This is a genomic window from Plantactinospora siamensis, assembly GCF_042434095.1.
In the GTDB taxonomy this organism is placed as follows: domain Bacteria; phylum Actinomycetota; class Actinomycetes; order Mycobacteriales; family Micromonosporaceae; genus KBS50.
The window spans coordinates 271792-287650 of the sequence record NZ_JBHLUE010000001.1; the positions used below are offsets into that span (position 1 = coordinate 271792).

A 15859-nucleotide genomic window follows, 5' to 3' on the forward strand; every position below is an offset into this window, starting at 1 on the left:
GCCTTTCGTCGCTCGTTCGCGGGGCAGCCGGCGACCGGGGTCGCCACCGGCCGGTTGTTCGAGCCTATCCCCCGTACGAGCGCAGCGCGTCGATCGCGCGGACCGTGACGTCCTCCACCGGCCCGGTCGCGTCGATGCCCACGAGCTTGCCCTGGGCGCCGTAGTAGTCCACCAGCGGCGCCGTCTTGGCGCCGTACTCCCGCAGTCGCTCGGCGATGGTCTCCGGCTTGTCGTCGTCGCGCTGGAACAGGTCGGCGCCGCACCGGTCGCACAGCCCGGACCGGCTCGGGGCGTCGAACTCGATGTGCCAGATCTTGCCGCAGCCCCGGCAGGTGCGCCGGCCCGAGAGCCGCCGGATGACCTCGTCGTCGTCGACCACGAGCTCCATCACGAGGTCGAGCGCCGTACCGAGGTCGGCCAGCAGCTTGTCCAGCGCCGCCGCCTGCGGGGTCGTCCGGGGAAAGCCGTCCAGCAGGAAGCCCTCACCGGCGTCCGGCTCGGCCAGCCGGTCCCGGACCATGTTGATGGTCACCTCGTCCGGAACCAGCTTGCCGGCGTCCATGTAGCGCTTGGCCTCGACACCCAGCGGCGTGCCCTGCGAGACGTTCGCCCGGAAGATGTCTCCGGTCGAAATCTTGGGCACGGCCAGGTGGGCGGCGATGAACTCGGCCTGGGTCCCCTTTCCCGCCCCGGGGGGACCAACCAGAACGAGTCGCATCTACCGGAGGAACCCTTCGTAGTTGCGCTGCATGAGTTGGCTCTCGATCTGCTTCACGGTCTCCAGACCGACACCAACCATGATCAGCACTGCCGTACCTCCGAACGGGAAGTTCTGGTACTGCTGCGTGTCCAGCCAGATGAAGAAGAAGTTCGGCAGGATCGAGATGAGGCCCAGGTAGAGCGCGCCCGGCAGGGTGATCCGGCTGAGGATGAAGTCGAGGTATTCCGCCGTGGGCTTGCCCGGTCGGATGCCCGGGACGAAGCCGCCGTACTTCTTCATGTTGTCCGCGACCTCGGTCGGGTTGAACGTGATCGAGACGTAGAAGTACGTGAAAAAGATGATCAGCAGGAAGTAGACCGTGATGTAGGTGACGGCCTGGGGCTTGGCCAGGTTGTTCTGCACCCAGAGCTGCCAGCCGTGCAGGTTGTTCCGGTCGAAGAACTGCAGGATCAACTGCGGCAGGTAGAGCAGCGACGAGGCGAAGATGACCGGGATGACACCGGCCTGGTTCACCTTCAGCGGGATGTACGTGGAGGTGCCGCCGTACATCCGCCGGCCGATCATCCGCTTGGCGTACTGCACCGGGATCCGGCGCTGCGCCTGCTCGATGAAGACGACCAGCGTGATGATCACGATCACCAGGGCGAGCACCAGCAGGAACCAGCCCCAGCCCTTGGACTGCTTGATCTGCCAGCCCTCACCGGGGAGGCGGGCGGTGATCGAGGTGAAGATCAGCACGGACATGCCGTTGCCGACGCCGCGGTCCGTGATGAGCTCGCCGAGCCACATGACCACCCCGGTGCCGGCGGTCATGGTGATCACCAGCGTGGCCAGGGTGAGCCAGGTGGGCAGGCCCTTGCCGTCCGGGATGATCTGGTACTGGTCGCAGAGGCCGTTGAACAGCTGACCCGAGCGGGCCAGCGCCACGAACGCCGAGGCCTGCAGGATGCCCAGGGCCAGGGTGAGGTACCGGGTGTACTGGGTGATCTTCGCCTGACCGGCCTGGCCCTCCTTGCGGAGCTGCTCCAACCGCGGAATCACCACGGTGAGCAGCTGCAGGATGATCGAGGCGGTGATGTAGGGCATGATGCCCAGCGCGAAGACCGACAGGTGCAGCAGCGCCCCACCGGAGAAGAGGTTCAGCAGCGTCACGAAGCCGGTCTGGTCGGCGGACTTCGTCGCGTCCAGGCACTTCTGCACGTTGCCGTACGAGACGCCGGGGCTGGGCAGCGTGGCCCCGAGCCGGTAGACCGCGATGATGGCGACCGTGAACAGCAGCTTCTTGCGCAGGTCAGGCGTCCTGAACGCACTGACAAAGGCGGAGAGCAACTTCTTCCTCCTGCGCGAAGCGGCCCGCCGGTGCTTTGTGGCGGGACGGGGCGGTTGTCGGGCGACTACCCGATATCCATGGCTGGGATTCGGACTCTAACAGTCCCTTGCGGCTGCGGGCAGGTGTGCCCGGCAACATACATCAGGTCCTATGTCACAAGGCCGGCCGGCAGGCCCCGGACGACGCGCCCAGGCCGGGCCGCCATCCCGGTCAGACGTCGCGGCGCCCGCCAGCGAAAACTGAGCGGGCGCCACGACGACGGTACGTCCTACAGCTCGGTGGCCGAGCCACCGGCGGCGGCGATCTTCTCCTTGGCCGACGCGCTGAACGCGTGCGCCGACAGCTGGATCGCGACCCCGCCGAGGTCGCCGGTGCCGAGCACCTTGACCGGGTGGCCCTTGCGGACCGCGCCCGCCTCGACCAGCTCGGCCGGCCCGACCTGGCCGCCGTTCGGGAACAGCTCGGCGAGCCGGTCCAGGTTGACCACCTGGAAGACCACCTTGAACTTGTTCCGGAAACCCTTCATCTTGGGCAGCCGCATGTGGATCGGCATCTGCCCACCCTCGAAACCGGCGGGGATGTTCCGCCGCGCCTTCGAGCCCTTCGTGCCGCGACCGGCGGTCTTGCCCTTGGAGCCCTCACCGCGACCCACCCGGGTCTTCTCGGTCTTGGCCCCCGGCGCCGGGCGCAGGTGGTGAACCTTGATGGTCATCAGTCGACCTCCTCGACCTTCACGAGGTGGTTCACAGCGAAGATCATGCCCCGAATTTCGGGACGGTCCTCCTTGACCACCACGTCGTTGATCCGCTTGAGGCCGAGCGACCGCAGCGACTCACGCTGGTTGCGCTTGGCCCCGATCTCGGACCGGAGCTGGGTGACCTTGAGCCGTGCCATCAGGACGCCACCCCCGCCCGCGACGCGAGCATCGCGGCCGGTGCGACGTCCTCGACCGGCAGGCCGCGCCGCTTGGCGACGTCCTCCGGCGACTCGAGACCCTTCAGGGCCGCGACGGTCGCGTGCACGATGTTGATCGGGTTGGACGAGCCGAGGCTCTTGGAGAGCACGTCGTGGATGCCCGCGCACTCCAGCACGGCGCGCACCGGGCCACCGGCGATGACGCCCGTACCGGCGCTGGCCGGCTTGAGCAGCACGACGCCCGCGGCGTCCTCGCCCTGCACCGGGTGCGGGATCGACGAAGCGATCCGCGGCACCTTGAAGAAGTGCTTCTTGGCCTCCTCGACACCCTTGGCGATGGCCGCGGGCACCTCCTTGGCCTTTCCGTAGCCCACGCCCACGGTGCCCTCGCCGTCGCCGACGATCACCAGGGCGGTGAAGCTGAACCGACGACCACCCTTGACGACCTTCGCGACCCGGTTGATCGCGACGACCCGCTCGAGGTGCGGCGTCTTCTCGACGGGCGCGTTTCCGCGGCCGCCCTCACGGCGGTTGTCGCGGCGACCACCCTCGTTGCCACCGGACCCGCCGCCACGGCGCTGTTGACCTGGCATCAGCAGCCTTCCTTCTCTCTCGTGACGGGGTTACTAGAACTTGAGCCCGGCTTCGCGGGCGGCGTCGGCAAGCGCGGCGATCCGCCCCGCGTACCGGTTGCCACCGCGGTCGAAGACGACCTTCTCGACACCGGCTGCCTTGGCCCGCTCGGCCAGCAGCGCACCGACCTTACCGGCGAGGGCGCTCTTGTCGCCCTCGGCGCCGCGCAGCGACGCGTCCATGGTCGAGGCGGACGCCAGGGTGTGCCCCTTGGTGTCGTCCACGACCTGGACCGTGATGTGCCGCAGCGAGCGGGTGACGACCAGACGCGGACGCTCGGCCGTACCGCTGACGTTCTTGCGCACGCGGAAGTGCCGACGAGCCCGCCCGACGGCGCGCTTGGCGGCGACGCCGCGACGGCGCTTGAGCAGGGTCGCGCTCACTTCTTACCTGCCTTTCCGGCCTTGCGGCGGATGACCTCGCCCTGGTACTTGACGCCCTTGCCCTTGTACGGCTCCGGCGGGCGGATCTTCCTGATGTTGGCAGCGACCTCGCCGACCTGCCACTTGTTGATCCCGGCGATGTGGAACAGCGTGGGACGCTCCACCGTGAAGGTGATGCCGTCCGGCGCGGGGACCGTCACCGGGTGCGAGAAACCGAGGGCGAACTCGAGGTCCTTGCCCCGGGCCGTGACCCGGTAACCGGTGCCGGAGATCTCGAGGGTCTTGCGGTACCCCTCGGTCACCCCGACGATCATGTTGGCCACCAGGGTGCGGCTCAGCCCGTGCAGCTCCTTGGAGCGGCGCTCGTCGTCCGGCCGGTTCACCGACAGCGTGCCGTCCTCACCCCGCTCGGCGGAGATCGGGCCGGGCAACGTGTGCGACAGCTCGCCCTTGGGGCCCTTGACCTTGACGGTCTGGCCCTCGATCGTGACGTCGACGCCGGCGGGTACCGGGATCGACCTACGTCCAATACGCGACATTTCTACCAGTCTCCCGTTACCAGACGAAGGCGAGGACTTCCCCGCCAACGCTCCGCTTGCGGGCCTGCCGATCGGTCAGCAGCCCCTGGGACGTCGAAATGATCGCGACGCCCAGCCCACCGAGCACCCGCGGGAGCTCATCCGACTTGGCGTACACCCGGAGACCGGGCTTGGACACGCGCTTGATGCCGGCCAGGCTCCGCTCGCGGTTCTGGCCGTACTTCAGCTCGACGATCAGTCGCTTGCCGACGACACCCTCTGCGGGCTCCTCGACGGCCCAGGTGCTGATGTACCCCTCGGACTTGAGCACCTCGGCGATGTTCGCCTTGAGCTTCGAGTAGGGCATCGTCACCCGGTCGTGGTACGCCTGGTTGGCGTTACGCAGACGCGTGAGCATGTCTGCGATCGGGTCGGTCATCGTCATGGATTTCGTCAGCCTTTCTCGCCGGGGTTCCCGGGCGTTGCGCCGGTGGGCCTACGGCGAAGAGGTGTTACAGCGTCAACTTGCGGACTCGGCGTTACCAGGAAGCCTTGGAGACACCCGGCAGCTCACCGCGGTGGGCCATCTCCCGGATGCAGACCCGGCAGAGCCCGAACTTGCGGTAGACCGCCTTCGGACGCCCGCACCGCTGGCAGCGGGTGTAGGCGCGAACCGAGAACTTCGGCTTCGCGGCCGCCTTGAGGATCAGCGCCTTCTTGGCCATGGCTCAGTTCTCCTTGAACGGGAAGCCCAGGAGCTTGAGCAGCGCCCGGCCCTCATCGTCGGTCTTGGCGGTCGTGACCACCGTGATGTCCATGCCCCGCTGGCGATCGATCCGGTCCTGGTCGATCTCGTGGAACACCGACTGCTCGGTCAGGCCGAACGTGTAGTTGCCATTGCCGTCCAGCTTGCGCCCGTCCAACCCGCGGAAGTCGCGGATACGCGGCAGCGCGATCGACAGCAGCCGGTCGAGGAACTCCCACATCCGGTCGCCGCGCAGGGTCACCTTCGCACCGATCGGCATGCCCTCCCGCAGCTTGAACTGCGCGATGGACTTGGTGGCCCGACGTACCTGCGGCTTCTGCCCGGTGATGGTGGCCAGGTCCCGGACGGCGCCGTCGATCAGCTTGGCGTCCCGGGCGGCCTCGCCGACACCCATGTTGACGACGATCTTCACGAGGCCGGGCACCTGCATGGGGTTCGCGTACTCGCGCTGCTCGCGCAGCTTGGCCACGACCTCGTTGCGGTACCGCTCCTTGAGCCGCGGCATGGTCTTGGTTTCGGTAGCCGTGGTCATCACAGGTCCTTACCGGTGCTACGCGCGATGCGGACCTTCTGGCCGTTGTCGTCGAACCGGTAGCCGACCCGGGTCGGCTTGCCGTCGGAGTCCAGGATCATCACGTTCGAGACGTGGATCGGGGCCTCCTGGGTGACGATGCCACCGGTCTTCGCGCCACGCTGGGTGGTGGTGATGCGGGTGTGCTTCTTGACCCGGTTCACGCCCTCGACCAGGACCTTGTCCTGCCGCGGGTAGGCCGCGATGACCTTGCCCTTGGCGCCCTTGTCCTTGCCGGCGATGACGACGACCGTGTCGCCCTTACGAATCTTCACGGTCACAACACCTCCGGAGCGAGAGAAATGATCTTCATGAACCGCTTGTCCCGCAGCTCCCGGCCCACCGGGCCGAAGATGCGGGTGCCGCGGGGGTCCCCGCCATCCTTGATGATGACGGCCGCGTTCTCGTCGAAGCGAATGTACGAGCCGTCCGGGCGCCGCTTCTCCTTGGCGGTGCGGACGACGACGGCCTTGACGACGTCGCCCTTCTTAACGCCCGCGCCCGGGATGGCGTCCTTGACCGTGGCCACGATGACATCGCCGATGCTCGCGTAGCGCCGACCGGAGCCGCCGAGCACCCGGATGCACAGGATCTCCCGGGCACCCGTGTTGTCGGCGACGCGCAGTCGCGACTCCTGCTGAATCACGTCTATCTCCTATGTCTGCCAGTTCTCGACCGGCGGCGCCGGTCGAGCTTGGCGGAACCGATGAGCCTGCTGATGCGCGCTCTTACTTGGCCTTCTCGAGAATCTCCACGATCCGCCACCGCTTGGTGGCGGACAGCGGGCGGGTCTCCATGATCAGCACCCGGTCGCCGATGCCGGCCGAGTTCTGCTCGTCGTGCGCCTTCAGCTTGCTCGTACGGCGCATGACCTTGCCGTACAGCGCGTGCTTGACGCGGTCCTCGACCTCGACGACCACGGTCTTTTCCATCTTGTCGCTGACCACGAGGCCCTCGCGCACCTTGCGCCGGCCCCGCACCACAGCGGTGTTCTCAGTGTTCTCGCTCATGATCCAGTCACCTCAGTCGGCGCGGCCGAAAGCCCAAGCTCACGCTCACGCATGATCGTGTAGATCCGGGCGATGTCCCGCCGGATGACCTGCAGCCGGCGGTTGTTGTCCAGCTGACCGGTCGCACCCTGCACGCGGAGGTTGAACAGCTCCGCCTTGGCCTCCCGCAGCCGAGCGACCAACTCCTCCTCGGAGAGTTCGCGCAGCTCACCGGCCTTAACGCCCGCTGCCATCAGGATTCACCCACTTCGCGCGTAACAATGCGGCACTTCATCGGGAGCTTGTGGATCGCGCGACGCATCGCCTCTCGCGCGATCTGCTCGTTCGGGAACGACATCTCGAACAGGATGCGACCCGGCTTCACGTTGGCCACCCACCACTCGGGCGAGCCCTTGCCGGAACCCATCCGGGTCTCGGCCGGCTTCTTGGTCAGCGCCTGGTCCGGGAACACCTGGATCCACACCTTGCCGCCACGCTTGATGTGGCGGGTCATGGCGATACGGGCCGACTCGATCTGCCGGTTCGTCACGTAGGCGGGCTCAAGCGCCTGGATCCCGAACTCGCCGAAGACCACCCGGTTGCCGCCCTTCGACGCGCCACTGCGGCCGGGGTGGTGCGGCTTGCGGAAGCCCTTCGGGGGCTTGCGCGGCATCAGCATTTCTTCAGCCCTCCTGCTGCTGTTCTGCCGGAGCCGGAGCAGCGGCCACGGCAGCGCTGTCGACCGACTCAGCGGTGGGAGTGTCGCCACCCCGCGCCGGGGCGTCGCCACCCCGCGCGGCCGCGGCGGCCCGCCCGGCCTCGGTGCCGCCCGCGGTCGTACCGGACGAGCCGGAACGGCCACGACGCGGACGATCGGGCCGGTCACCGCGGTCGCGGCGCGGCCGCGCCGGACCGGTCTCGGCCGGGGCCTCCCGACCGGGTACGGCGTCGCCCTTGTAGATCCACACCTTCACGCCGATCCGGCCGAACGTGGTACGCGCCTCGAAGAAGCCGTACTCGATGTTCGCCCGCAGCGTGTGCAGCGGAACCCGACCCTCGCGGTAGAACTCCGTACGGCTCATCTCCGCGCCGCCCAGGCGGCCGGAAACCTGCACCCGGATGCCCTTGCAGACCGGGTTCTTCATGGCCGACTGCATGGCCTTGCGCATCGCCCGCCGGAAGCTCACCCGGCTGGACAGCTGCTCGGCCACGCCCTGCGCGACGAGCTGCGCGTCCGACTCCGGGCTCTTCACCTCGAGGATGTTGAGCTGGACCTGCTTGCCGGTCAGCTTCTCGAGCTCGCCCCGGATCCGGTCGGCCTCCGCGCCCTTACGGCCGATGACGATGCCCGGCCGTGCGGTGTGGATGTCGACCCGGACCCGGTCGCGGGTCCGCTCGATGTCGACCTTGGAGATGCCGGCCCGCTCCAGGCCCTTGGACATCATCCGGCGGATCTTGACGTCCTCGCCGATGTAGTCCTTGTAGAGCTTGTCCGCGAACCAGCGGGACTTCCAGTCGGTCGAGATGCCGAGCCGGAACCCGTGCGGGTGGACCTTCTGACCCATTACTCGGCACCTTCCGTGTTGCTCTGCGTCTGCGCGTCCGTGGCCTGCTCGGGCGCGGCAGCCGGCTGAGCCTGCTGCGCCGGCTGGGCCTTCTTGGCGGCGGCCTTCTTCGCCGGCGCGGCCTTCTTGGCCGGCGCCTGCGGCGCGACGGCCTCGACCGCGACCGTGATGTGGCAGGTCCGCTTGCGGATCCGGTACGCCCGGCCCTGCGCCCGCGGCTGGAACCGCTTCATGGTCGGACCCTCGTCGACGAACGCCTCGCTGACGAGCAGGGCATCGGGGTCCAGCCGCTCGTTGTTCTCCGCGTTGGCGATCGCGCTCGCGAGCACCTTGTACACCTGCTCACTGGCGGACTGCGGCGCGAACTGGAGCACCGTGAGCGCCTCCTTCGCGGGCAGACCGCGGACGAGGTTGACCACCCGGCGCGCCTTGGTCGGCGAGATGCGCACGTACCGCGCAACCGCCCGCGCGCCCGGAAGCACCGGAGCGTCGCCCTTAACTGGCATCGCTGTAACCCCTTGTTCCTCTATCCGTATGCCCGCGGCGTCAGCGCCGACGGCTCTTGCGGTCGTCCTTCTCGTGACCCTTGAACGTCCGGGTCAGCGCGAACTCGCCGAGCTTGTGCCCGACCATGGCCTCGGTGACGAACACCGGGACGTGCTTGCGGCCGTCGTGCACGGCGATCGTGTGCCCGAGCATCTCCGGGATGATCGTCGAGCGCCGCGACCAGGTCTTGATGACGTTCTTCGAGCCCTTGTCGTTCTGCGTCTCCACCTTCTTGAGCAGGTGGTCGTCGATGAACGGGCCCTTCTTCAGGCTGCGAGGCATCTCTTATCTCCCTCAGCCGCGCTTACGCGTGGCGTAGCGGCGGCGGACGATCATCCGGTCGCTCGGCTGACCCTTGCGCCGGGTACGACCCTCGGGCTTGCCCTGCGGGTTCACCGGGTGGCGACCACCGGAGGTCTTGCCCTCACCACCACCGTGCGGGTGGTCGACCGGGTTCATGGCCACACCACGGACGGTCGGGCGCTTGCCCTTCCACCGCATCCGGCCGGCCTTGCCCCAGTTGATGTTCGACTGGTCGGCGTTGCCGATCTCGCCGACGGTGGCCCGGCAGCGCACGTCGACCCGGCGGATCTCGCCGGAGGGCATCCGGAGGGTGGCGTACGCGCCCTCCCGGCCCAGCAGCTGGATGCCGACGCCGGCCGAGCGGGCCAGCTTGGCCCCGCCGCCCGGGCGCAGCTCCACGCCGTGGATGGTGGTACCCACCGGGATGTTGCGCAGCGGCAGGTTGTTGCCCGGCTTGATGTCGGCGCTCGGGCCCGACTCCACCGCGTCGCCCTGCTTCAGGTCACGCGGGGCGAGGATGTACCGCTTCTCGCCGTCGACGTAGTGCAGCAGCGCGATCCGGGCGGTCCGGTTCGGGTCGTACTCGATGTGCGCGACCTTGGCCGGCACACCGTCCTTGTCGACCCGCTTGAAGTCGATGATCCGGTACTGCCGCTTGTGACCGCCGCCCTGGTGTCGAGCGGTGATCCGGCCGTGCACGTTCCGGCCGCCCTTCTTGGGCAGCGGCGCGAGCAGCGACTTCTCCGGCGTGGACCGGGTGATCTCGGCGAAGTCGGCGACGCTGGAGCCGCGGCGGCCCGGCGTGGTCGGCTTGTACTTACGGATAGCCATTGTCTATACCCCTCAGCTGACCGGGCCGCCGAAGGCCTCGATACGGTCTCCGTCAGCCAGCTTCACCATCGCCCGCTTGGTGTTCTTGCGCTTGCCGAAGCCGGTGCGGCTCCGCTTGCGCTTGCCCTCGCGGTTGAGGGTGTTCACCGTCAGGACGCGGACGTCGAAGATCTGCTGGATGGCGATCTTGATCTCGGTCTTGTTGGCGTCCGGGTGCACCAGGAAGGTGTACCAGTTGCGGTTCAGCTCGCTGTAGCTCTTCTCCGAGACGACCGGCGCCACGATGATGTCGCGCGGGTCCGCGATGGTCGTCACTTGCCATCCTCCTCAGCGGTCTCGGCCGGGACGCCGAGGAACTCGTCCAGCGCGTCCCTGGTGAAGACCACGTCGTCGGCCACCAGCACGTCGTACGTGTTGAGCTGGCCCGCCTCGATCAGGTGCACCGACGGCTCGTTCCGCAGCGACAGCCAGTTCAGCTCGTCGACGCTGCTCAGCACGACCAGCACCCGCCGGGCCTCGGTGGCCTTGCGCAGCATGGTCAGGGCGCCCTTCGTCGACGGCTTCTCGCCGCTCACGAACGCCTCCACCACGTGCACCTGGCCCGCGCGGGCCCGGTCGGAGAGGGCGCCGCGCAGGGCCGCCGCCTTCATCTTCTTCGGGGTCCGCTGGCTGTAGTCGCGCGGCACGGGACCGTGCACGACGCCACCGCCGGCGAACTGCGGCGCGCGGATCGAGCCCTGCCGGGCCCGACCGGTGCCCTTCTGCTTGTACGGCTTGACGCCGCCGCCGGAAACCTCACCGCGGGTCTTCACCTTGTGCGTGCCCTGCCGCGCGGCGGCCAGCTGGGCCACCACGACCTGGTGCATCAGCGGCATGTTGGCCTGCACGTCGAAGATGTCCGCCGGCAGCTCGACCGAGCCGCTCTTGGCGCCCTCGGCGTTCAGCACGTCAACGCTGGTCACTTGCTCGCACCGCCCTTCTTAACCTGGGCCTTGGCCGCCGAGCGGACCAGCACCATGGCGCCCTTGGGGCCGGGGATCGCGCCCCGGACCAGGATCAGGTTGTTCTCGGGGTCGACCGCCTGGATCCGCAGGTTCTGCACGGTGAAGCGGACGCGACCCATCCGGCCGGCCATCTTCATACCCTTGAAGACGCGACCCGGGGTGGCGCAGCCGCCGATGGAGCCCGGCGAGCGGTGCTTGCGCTCCACGCCGTGGCTCGCGCGCAGGCCGTGGAAGCCGTGCCGCTTCATCACACCGGCGAAGCCCTTGCCCTTGGTCCGGCCGGTCACGTCGATGGCGCCGCCCGGCTCGAAGGCCTCGACGGTGACCTCCTGGCCCAGCTCGTACTCGCTGGCGTCGGTGGTCCGCAGCTCGACGATGTGCCGGCGCGGAGCGACTCCCGACTTCGCGAAGTGCCCGGCCTCCGGCTTGTTGACCTTCCGCGGGTCGATCGCGCCGTACGCCAACTGGACCGCGGAGTAGCCGTCCTTGTCGGCGGTACGGACCTGGGTCACGACGCACGGGCCGGCCTGCACCACGGTCACCGGAACAACGCGGTTGTTGTCCCAGAGCTGGGTCATGCCGAGCTTGGCGCCCAGGATGCCCTTTACTTGCCTGTCCATTAGTCCGGTCCCTACAGCTTGATCTCGATGTCGACGCCAGCCGGAAGGTCGAGGCGCATGAGCGAGTCGACCGTCTTGGGGGTCGGGTCGATGATGTCGATCAGACGCTTGTGCGTGCGCATCTCGAAGTGCTCGCGCGAGTCCTTGTACTTGTGCGGCGAACGGATCACGCAGAAACGGTTGATCTCCGTGGGCAGCGGCACCGGGCCCGCGACCTGCGCCCCGGTACGCGTCACCGTCTCGACGATCTTCCGCGCCGAGGAGTCGACGACCTCGTGGTCATAGGCCTTGAGCCGGATGCGGATCTTCTGTCCCGCCATGGTGGCTTCTGTTCCTTCTCTCGATGCCGCTGTTGTGCGAGCGTCCGCCTGCTGGCCGGACCCCGCTCCGCCGACCCCCGCGGTCGGGCGTGTCGCGTCCTTGCTTCGCACTCCGGCAATGCCGGATATTCGCGATCGGTTCCGGCCCACCGCCATGGGCGGCCCGGTGCACCGCGGCCCGCCGGCCGCTCCGTGGAGCGGCCCGAGGCCCGAGCTTGGGGTCGGGAGCGCCGGGAACCTCGTGCCTGAACCCGGACGCCGAGCGAGGGTGGTTGGCCACCTGGGCAGCCAACCACCCGTCGCTTACGCAACCTGACCAGTATGCCGTACTACCGCACGGCAGCGCTAATCGGGGTTACCTTGCTCACTTGACAATCTTGGTGACGCGGCCCGCGCCGACCGTCCGGCCACCCTCACGGATCGCGAACTTGAGGTTTTCCTCCATCGCGATCGGCTGGATGAGCTTGACGCTCATCGAGGTGTTGTCGCCCGGCATGACCATCTCGGTGCCCTCGGGCAGCGTGACGACACCGGTGACGTCGGTGGTCCGGAAGTAGAACTGCGGACGGTAGTTCTGGAAGAACGGGGTGTGGCGGCCGCCCTCCTCCTTGGAGAGGATGTAGACCGTCGCCTCGAACTCCGTGTGCGGGGTGGTGGTGCCCGGCTTGACGACCACCATGCCGCGCTCGACGTCCTCGCGCTTCACGCCACGCAGCAGCAGACCGACGTTCTCGCCCGCGCGGGCCTCGTCGAGCAGCTTGCGGAACATCTCGATGCCGGTGCAGGTGGTCTTCATCGACTTCTCGCGGATGCCGACGAGCTCCACCTCCTCGTTCGGCTTGAGGATGCCCCGCTCGGCGCGGCCGGTGACGACCGTGCCGCGACCGGTGATCGTGAAGACGTCCTCGATCGGCATGAGGAACGGCTTCTCGGTCTCCCGCTCGGGCTGCGGAATCGCGGTGTCGACCGCGTTCATCAGCTCCATGAGCCGCTCGGTCCACTCCGGGTCGCCCTCGAGCGCCTTCAGCGCCGAGACGCGCACGACCGGCAGGTCGTCGCCCGGGTACTCCTGCGACGAGAGCAGCTCGCGGACCTCAAGCTCGACGAGCTCGAGGAGCTCCTCGTCGTCCACCATGTCGCTCTTGTTCAGCGCCACCACGATGTACGGCACGCCGACCTGGCGGGCCAGCAGCACGTGCTCACGGGTCTGCGGCATCGGGCCGTCGGTCGCCGCCACCACCAGGATCGCGCCGTCCATCTGCGCGGCACCGGTGATCATGTTCTTGATGTAGTCGGCGTGACCGGGGCAGTCCACGTGCGCGTAGTGCCGCGCCTCGGTCTGGTACTCGACGTGCGCGATCGAGATCGTGATGCCCCGGGCCTTCTCCTCCGGCGCCTTGTCGATCTCGTCGAACGGCGTGTACGGGTTGATGTCCGGGTACTTGTCGTGCAGGACCTTGGTGATGGCCGCCGTCAGCGTCGTCTTACCGTGGTCGATGTGACCAATGGTGCCGATGTTGACGTGCGGCTTAGTCCGCTCGAACTTCGCCTTCGCCACTTGGTGTCCTCCTCAAGGACTTCTTGGTTCGTACGCCCGGCCGCCGTTCGGCGTTGGGACTCTGTCGACAGCCCTTCCGGCCCTGACGGACCGGCAAGCACTGGCTCCGGTCGCGGGCGAGGTTACCCGCCCGCGACCAGTGCGGTATCACCGACCCGGTGAACCCGCGAGTGACGCCCGGAGGCTCACTCGCCGGTCGCCTTCGCGATGATCTCCTTCGCCACGTTGGCCGGAACCTCGGCGTAGGAGTCGAACTGCATGCTGTAGCTCGCCCGGCCCTGGGTCTTCGACCGCAGGTCGCCGACGTAGCCGAACATCTCGGACAGCGGCACCAGGGCCCGGACGACGCGGGCGCCACTGCGCTCCTCCATCGCCTGGATGATGCCGCGGCGGGAGTTCAGGTCCCCGATCACGTCGCCCATGTTCTCCTCGGGCGTGGTGACCTCGACCGCCATCATCGGCTCGAGCAGCGCCGGGTCGGCCTTGCGGGCCGCATCCTTGAGCACCATCGAACCGGCGATCTTGAACGCCATCTCCGACGAGTCGACCTCGTGGTACTGGCCGTCCGTCAGCGTCAGCTTCACGCCGACCAGCGGGAAGCCGGCCAGGATGCCGTACTGCATGGCGTCCTGGGCGCCGGCGTCCACCGACGGGATGAACTCCCGCGGCACGCGGCCACCGGTGACCTCGTTGGCGAACTCGTACGTCGGCGAGTCGTTGCCCATGGGCAGCGGCTCCAGGTTGACGATCACCCGCGCGTACTGGCCCGAACCACCGGTCTGCTTCTTGTGGGTGTACTCGACCTTCTCCACCTTGCGGCGGATGGTCTCGCGGTACGCCACCTGCGGCTTACCGATGTTGGCCTCGACGTTGAACTCGCGGCGCATCCGGTCGACCAGGATGTCCAGGTGCAGCTCGCCCATGCCGGAGATGACCGTCTGACCGGTCTGGTCGTCGAGCTTGACCCGGAACGTCGGGTCCTCCTCGGCGAGCCGCTGGATGGCGGTGCTGAGCTTCTCCTGGTCGGCCTTGGTCTTGGGCTCGATCGCCACCTCGATGACCGGCTCAGGGAAGGTCATCGACTCCAGGATCACCGGGTTCGCCGGGTCGCAGAGGGTGTCACCGGTGGTGGTCTGCTTCAGACCCTGGACGGCGATGATGTCGCCGGCCTGGGCGCTGCCGCGCTCCTCACGCTTGTTCGCGTGCATCTGGTAGATCTTGCCGACCCGCTCCTTGCGGTCCTTGGTGGAGTTGACCACCTGGGTCCCGGTCTCGACCACGCCGGAGTAGACCCGGACGTAGGTGAGCTTGCCGAGGTGCTTGTCGGTCTGGATCTTGAACGCGAGACCGGAGAACGGCTCCTGCGGGGACGGCTTCCGCTGCATCGGCGTCTCGCCGTCGGTCGCCGTACCCTCGATGGCCGGGATGTCCAGCGGCGAGGGCAGGAAGTCGATGACCGCGTCGAGCATCGGCTGGACGCCCTTGTTCTTGAACGCCGAGCCGCAGAGCACCGGGTTGGCCTTGCCGGCGATGGTCGCCCGGCGGATGGCCGCCTTGATCTCGTCGACCGAGATCTCCTCGCCCTCGAGGTACTTCTCCATGATCGAGTCGTCCACGTCGGCGAGCGTCTCGATCAGCTTCTCGCGCCACTCGGCGGCGCTGTCGGCCAGGTCGGCCGGCACCTCCTCGACCGCGTAGTCCTCGCCCTTGGCGGTCTCGCCGCGCCAGGTGAGGGCACGCATCCCGATCAGGTCGACGACACCGATGTGCTCGGACTCGAGCCCGATCGGCACCTGCAGCACCAGCGGGGTGGCGTTCAGCCGGTCGATCATCATCTGCACGCAGCGGAAGAAGTCCGCGCCCGTCCGGTCGAGCTTGTTGACGAAGCACATCCGGGGGACGTTGTACTTGTCCGCCTGCCGCCAGACGTTCTCGGTCTGCGGCTCCACGCCGGCAACGCCGTCGTAGACCGCGACCGCGCCGTCCAGCACCCGCAACGACCGCTCGACCTCGACCGTGAAGTCGACGTGGCCGGGCGTGTCGATGATCTGGATCGTGTGGCCCTTCCACTCACACTTGGTGGCGGCGGAGGTGATGGTGATCCCCCGCTCCTGCTCCTGCTCCATCCAGTCCATGACGGCGGCGCCCTCGTGGACCTCACCGATCTTGTAGGTGATGCCGGTGTAGAACAGGATCCGCTCAGTGGTGGTGGTCTTACCGGCATCGATGTGCGCCATGATGCCGATGTTGCGTACCTTGGCGAGCGCGTCTGCGGCGGCCACTTCA

General features: G+C 68.0%; 25 protein-coding genes. All 25 read right to left on the reverse strand.

Going from position 1 to position 15859, the window contains the following annotated elements:
- Positions 1 to 64: 64 nt before the first annotated feature.
- The 25 genes from ACFFHU_RS01180 to fusA all read right to left on the reverse strand — a co-directional run bounded on the left by ACFFHU_RS01180 (position 65) and on the right by fusA (position 15855).
- Positions 65 to 718, reverse strand: coding sequence for an adenylate kinase (locus ACFFHU_RS01180; protein WP_377334732.1), 654 nt, complete (start codon positions 716 to 718; stop codon positions 65 to 67).
- Complete coding sequence (secY, locus tag ACFFHU_RS01185) at positions 719 to 2050, reverse strand: preprotein translocase subunit SecY (protein ID WP_377334734.1); 1332 nt, start codon at positions 2048 to 2050, stop codon at positions 719 to 721.
- A 269-nt stretch (positions 2051 to 2319) separates the two neighbouring features.
- Entirely contained in the window at positions 2320 to 2763 is a 444-nt protein-coding gene (gene rplO / locus ACFFHU_RS01190; protein ID WP_377334736.1) for a 50S ribosomal protein L15, read from the reverse strand.
- Positions 2763 to 2945, reverse strand: a complete 183-nt coding sequence (rpmD, locus tag ACFFHU_RS01195; RefSeq protein WP_377334738.1) for a 50S ribosomal protein L30 — start codon at positions 2943 to 2945, stop codon at positions 2763 to 2765. The genes rplO and rpmD overlap by 1 nt, the downstream gene beginning before the upstream one ends.
- A complete protein-coding gene (rpsE, locus tag ACFFHU_RS01200; RefSeq protein ID WP_377334740.1) occupies positions 2945 to 3559 on the reverse strand; it encodes a 30S ribosomal protein S5 in 615 nt (204 codons plus the stop codon). The genes rpmD and rpsE overlap by 1 nt, the downstream gene beginning before the upstream one ends.
- A gap of 33 nt (positions 3560 to 3592) precedes the next feature.
- The gene (gene rplR / locus ACFFHU_RS01205; protein ID WP_446686800.1) at positions 3593 to 3982 is read right to left on the reverse strand and encodes a 50S ribosomal protein L18; all 390 of its coding nucleotides are present in this window, start codon (positions 3980 to 3982) and stop codon (positions 3593 to 3595) included.
- A complete protein-coding gene (rplF, locus tag ACFFHU_RS01210) occupies positions 3979 to 4521 on the reverse strand; it encodes a 50S ribosomal protein L6 (protein WP_377334742.1) in 543 nt (180 codons plus the stop codon). Before rplF ends, rplR begins: the two co-directional genes overlap by 4 nt.
- Before the next feature lie 16 nt (positions 4522 to 4537).
- Positions 4538 to 4945 carry a 30S ribosomal protein S8 gene (gene rpsH / locus ACFFHU_RS01215; RefSeq protein ID WP_377334744.1) on the reverse strand — a complete coding sequence of 136 codons (408 nt, stop codon included), beginning with the start codon at positions 4943 to 4945 and terminating at the stop codon, positions 4538 to 4540.
- A gap of 94 nt (positions 4946 to 5039) precedes the next feature.
- Complete coding sequence (locus ACFFHU_RS01220; RefSeq protein WP_007073023.1) at positions 5040 to 5225, reverse strand: type Z 30S ribosomal protein S14; 186 nt, start codon at positions 5223 to 5225, stop codon at positions 5040 to 5042.
- Between the two features lie 3 nt (positions 5226 to 5228).
- The gene (rplE, locus tag ACFFHU_RS01225; RefSeq protein WP_377334746.1) at positions 5229 to 5798 is read right to left on the reverse strand and encodes a 50S ribosomal protein L5; all 570 of its coding nucleotides are present in this window, start codon (positions 5796 to 5798) and stop codon (positions 5229 to 5231) included.
- Positions 5798 to 6118, reverse strand: a complete 321-nt coding sequence (rplX, locus tag ACFFHU_RS01230; protein WP_377334748.1) for a 50S ribosomal protein L24 — start codon at positions 6116 to 6118, stop codon at positions 5798 to 5800. The genes rplE and rplX overlap by 1 nt, the downstream gene beginning before the upstream one ends.
- Positions 6115 to 6483: a 50S ribosomal protein L14 gene (rplN, locus tag ACFFHU_RS01235; protein WP_007073026.1), complete on the reverse strand. Its 369-nt coding sequence runs from the start codon at positions 6481 to 6483 to the stop codon at positions 6115 to 6117. The genes rplX and rplN overlap by 4 nt, the downstream gene beginning before the upstream one ends.
- Positions 6484 to 6565: 82 nt before the next feature.
- The gene (rpsQ, locus tag ACFFHU_RS01240) at positions 6566 to 6847 is read right to left on the reverse strand and encodes a 30S ribosomal protein S17 (RefSeq protein WP_377334750.1); all 282 of its coding nucleotides are present in this window, start codon (positions 6845 to 6847) and stop codon (positions 6566 to 6568) included.
- Positions 6844 to 7080, reverse strand: coding sequence for a 50S ribosomal protein L29 (gene rpmC, locus ACFFHU_RS01245; RefSeq protein WP_377334752.1), 237 nt, complete (start codon positions 7078 to 7080; stop codon positions 6844 to 6846). The genes rpsQ and rpmC overlap by 4 nt, the downstream gene beginning before the upstream one ends.
- The gene (gene rplP / locus ACFFHU_RS01250) at positions 7080 to 7505 is read right to left on the reverse strand and encodes a 50S ribosomal protein L16 (protein ID WP_377334754.1); all 426 of its coding nucleotides are present in this window, start codon (positions 7503 to 7505) and stop codon (positions 7080 to 7082) included. The genes rpmC and rplP overlap by 1 nt, the downstream gene beginning before the upstream one ends.
- Before the next feature lie 4 nt (positions 7506 to 7509).
- Positions 7510 to 8391: a 30S ribosomal protein S3 gene (gene rpsC, locus ACFFHU_RS01255; protein WP_377334756.1), complete on the reverse strand. Its 882-nt coding sequence runs from the start codon at positions 8389 to 8391 to the stop codon at positions 7510 to 7512.
- A complete protein-coding gene (gene rplV, locus ACFFHU_RS01260) occupies positions 8391 to 8897 on the reverse strand; it encodes a 50S ribosomal protein L22 (protein ID WP_377334758.1) in 507 nt (168 codons plus the stop codon). The genes rpsC and rplV overlap by 1 nt, the downstream gene beginning before the upstream one ends.
- A 40-nt stretch (positions 8898 to 8937) precedes the next feature.
- Positions 8938 to 9219, reverse strand: a complete 282-nt coding sequence (gene rpsS / locus ACFFHU_RS01265) for a 30S ribosomal protein S19 (protein WP_088647003.1) — start codon at positions 9217 to 9219, stop codon at positions 8938 to 8940.
- 12 nt (positions 9220 to 9231) lie between these two features.
- Positions 9232 to 10071, reverse strand: a complete 840-nt coding sequence (gene rplB, locus ACFFHU_RS01270; RefSeq protein WP_377334760.1) for a 50S ribosomal protein L2 — start codon at positions 10069 to 10071, stop codon at positions 9232 to 9234.
- 12 nt (positions 10072 to 10083) lie between these two features.
- On the reverse strand, positions 10084 to 10386 hold the full coding sequence (rplW, locus tag ACFFHU_RS01275; RefSeq protein WP_377334762.1) for a 50S ribosomal protein L23: 303 nt from the start codon (positions 10384 to 10386) through the stop codon (positions 10084 to 10086).
- The gene (gene rplD / locus ACFFHU_RS01280; RefSeq protein ID WP_377334764.1) at positions 10383 to 11033 is read right to left on the reverse strand and encodes a 50S ribosomal protein L4; all 651 of its coding nucleotides are present in this window, start codon (positions 11031 to 11033) and stop codon (positions 10383 to 10385) included. Before rplD ends, rplW begins: the two co-directional genes overlap by 4 nt.
- Positions 11030 to 11695, reverse strand: coding sequence for a 50S ribosomal protein L3 (gene rplC, locus ACFFHU_RS01285; protein WP_377334766.1), 666 nt, complete (start codon positions 11693 to 11695; stop codon positions 11030 to 11032). The genes rplD and rplC overlap by 4 nt, the downstream gene beginning before the upstream one ends.
- A gap of 11 nt (positions 11696 to 11706) precedes the next feature.
- On the reverse strand, positions 11707 to 12015 hold the full coding sequence (gene rpsJ / locus ACFFHU_RS01290; protein WP_007073037.1) for a 30S ribosomal protein S10: 309 nt from the start codon (positions 12013 to 12015) through the stop codon (positions 11707 to 11709).
- Positions 12016 to 12379: 364 nt separating this feature from the next.
- Positions 12380 to 13573, reverse strand: a complete 1194-nt coding sequence (gene tuf, locus ACFFHU_RS01295; RefSeq protein ID WP_377334768.1) for an elongation factor Tu — start codon at positions 13571 to 13573, stop codon at positions 12380 to 12382.
- A 185-nt stretch (positions 13574 to 13758) separates the two neighbouring features.
- Positions 13759 to 15855: an elongation factor G gene (gene fusA, locus ACFFHU_RS01300; RefSeq protein WP_377334770.1), complete on the reverse strand. Its 2097-nt coding sequence runs from the start codon at positions 15853 to 15855 to the stop codon at positions 13759 to 13761.
- Positions 15856 to 15859 lie beyond the last annotated feature (4 nt).

Bases quoted from the DNA above. Each gene is read 5' to 3' on its own strand.
- rplV (WP_377334758.1), bottom strand. From the start codon at position 8,897: ATGCCAGTTAAGGGCGACGCTCCGGTGCTTCCGGGCGCGCGGGCGGTT.
- rpsH (WP_377334744.1), bottom strand. From the start codon at position 4,945: ATGACGATGACCGACCCGATCGCAGACATGCTCACGCGTCTGCGTAAC.
- rplE (WP_377334746.1), bottom strand. From the start codon at position 5,798: ATGACCACGGCTACCGAAACCAAGACCATGCCGCGGCTCAAGGAGCGG.
- rplP (WP_377334754.1), bottom strand. From the start codon at position 7,505: ATGCTGATGCCGCGCAAGCCCCCGAAGGGCTTCCGCAAGCCGCACCAC.
- rpsS (WP_088647003.1), bottom strand. From the start codon at position 9,219: ATGCCTCGCAGCCTGAAGAAGGGCCCGTTCATCGACGACCACCTGCTC.
- rpsQ (WP_377334750.1), bottom strand. From the start codon at position 6,847: ATGAGCGAGAACACTGAGAACACCGCTGTGGTGCGGGGCCGGCGCAAG.
- ACFFHU_RS01180 (WP_377334732.1), bottom strand. From the start codon at position 718: ATGCGACTCGTTCTGGTTGGTCCCCCCGGGGCGGGAAAGGGGACCCAG.
- rplB (WP_377334760.1), bottom strand. From the start codon at position 10,071: ATGGCTATCCGTAAGTACAAGCCGACCACGCCGGGCCGCCGCGGCTCC.
- rplC (WP_377334766.1), bottom strand. From the start codon at position 11,695: ATGGACAGGCAAGTAAAGGGCATCCTGGGCGCCAAGCTCGGCATGACC.
- rplO (WP_377334736.1), bottom strand. From the start codon at position 2,763: ATGACCATCAAGGTTCACCACCTGCGCCCGGCGCCGGGGGCCAAGACC.
- rpsE (WP_377334740.1), bottom strand. From the start codon at position 3,559: ATGCCAGGTCAACAGCGCCGTGGCGGCGGGTCCGGTGGCAACGAGGGT.
- rpsJ (WP_007073037.1), bottom strand. From the start codon at position 12,015: ATGGCGGGACAGAAGATCCGCATCCGGCTCAAGGCCTATGACCACGAG.
- rpmD (WP_377334738.1), bottom strand. From the start codon at position 2,945: ATGGCACGGCTCAAGGTCACCCAGCTCCGGTCCGAGATCGGGGCCAAG.
- rpmC (WP_377334752.1), bottom strand. From the start codon at position 7,080: ATGGCAGCGGGCGTTAAGGCCGGTGAGCTGCGCGAACTCTCCGAGGAG.
- rpsC (WP_377334756.1), bottom strand. From the start codon at position 8,391: ATGGGTCAGAAGGTCCACCCGCACGGGTTCCGGCTCGGCATCTCGACC.
- rplF (WP_377334742.1), bottom strand. From the start codon at position 4,521: ATGTCGCGTATTGGACGTAGGTCGATCCCGGTACCCGCCGGCGTCGAC.
- ACFFHU_RS01220 (WP_007073023.1), bottom strand. From the start codon at position 5,225: ATGGCCAAGAAGGCGCTGATCCTCAAGGCGGCCGCGAAGCCGAAGTTC.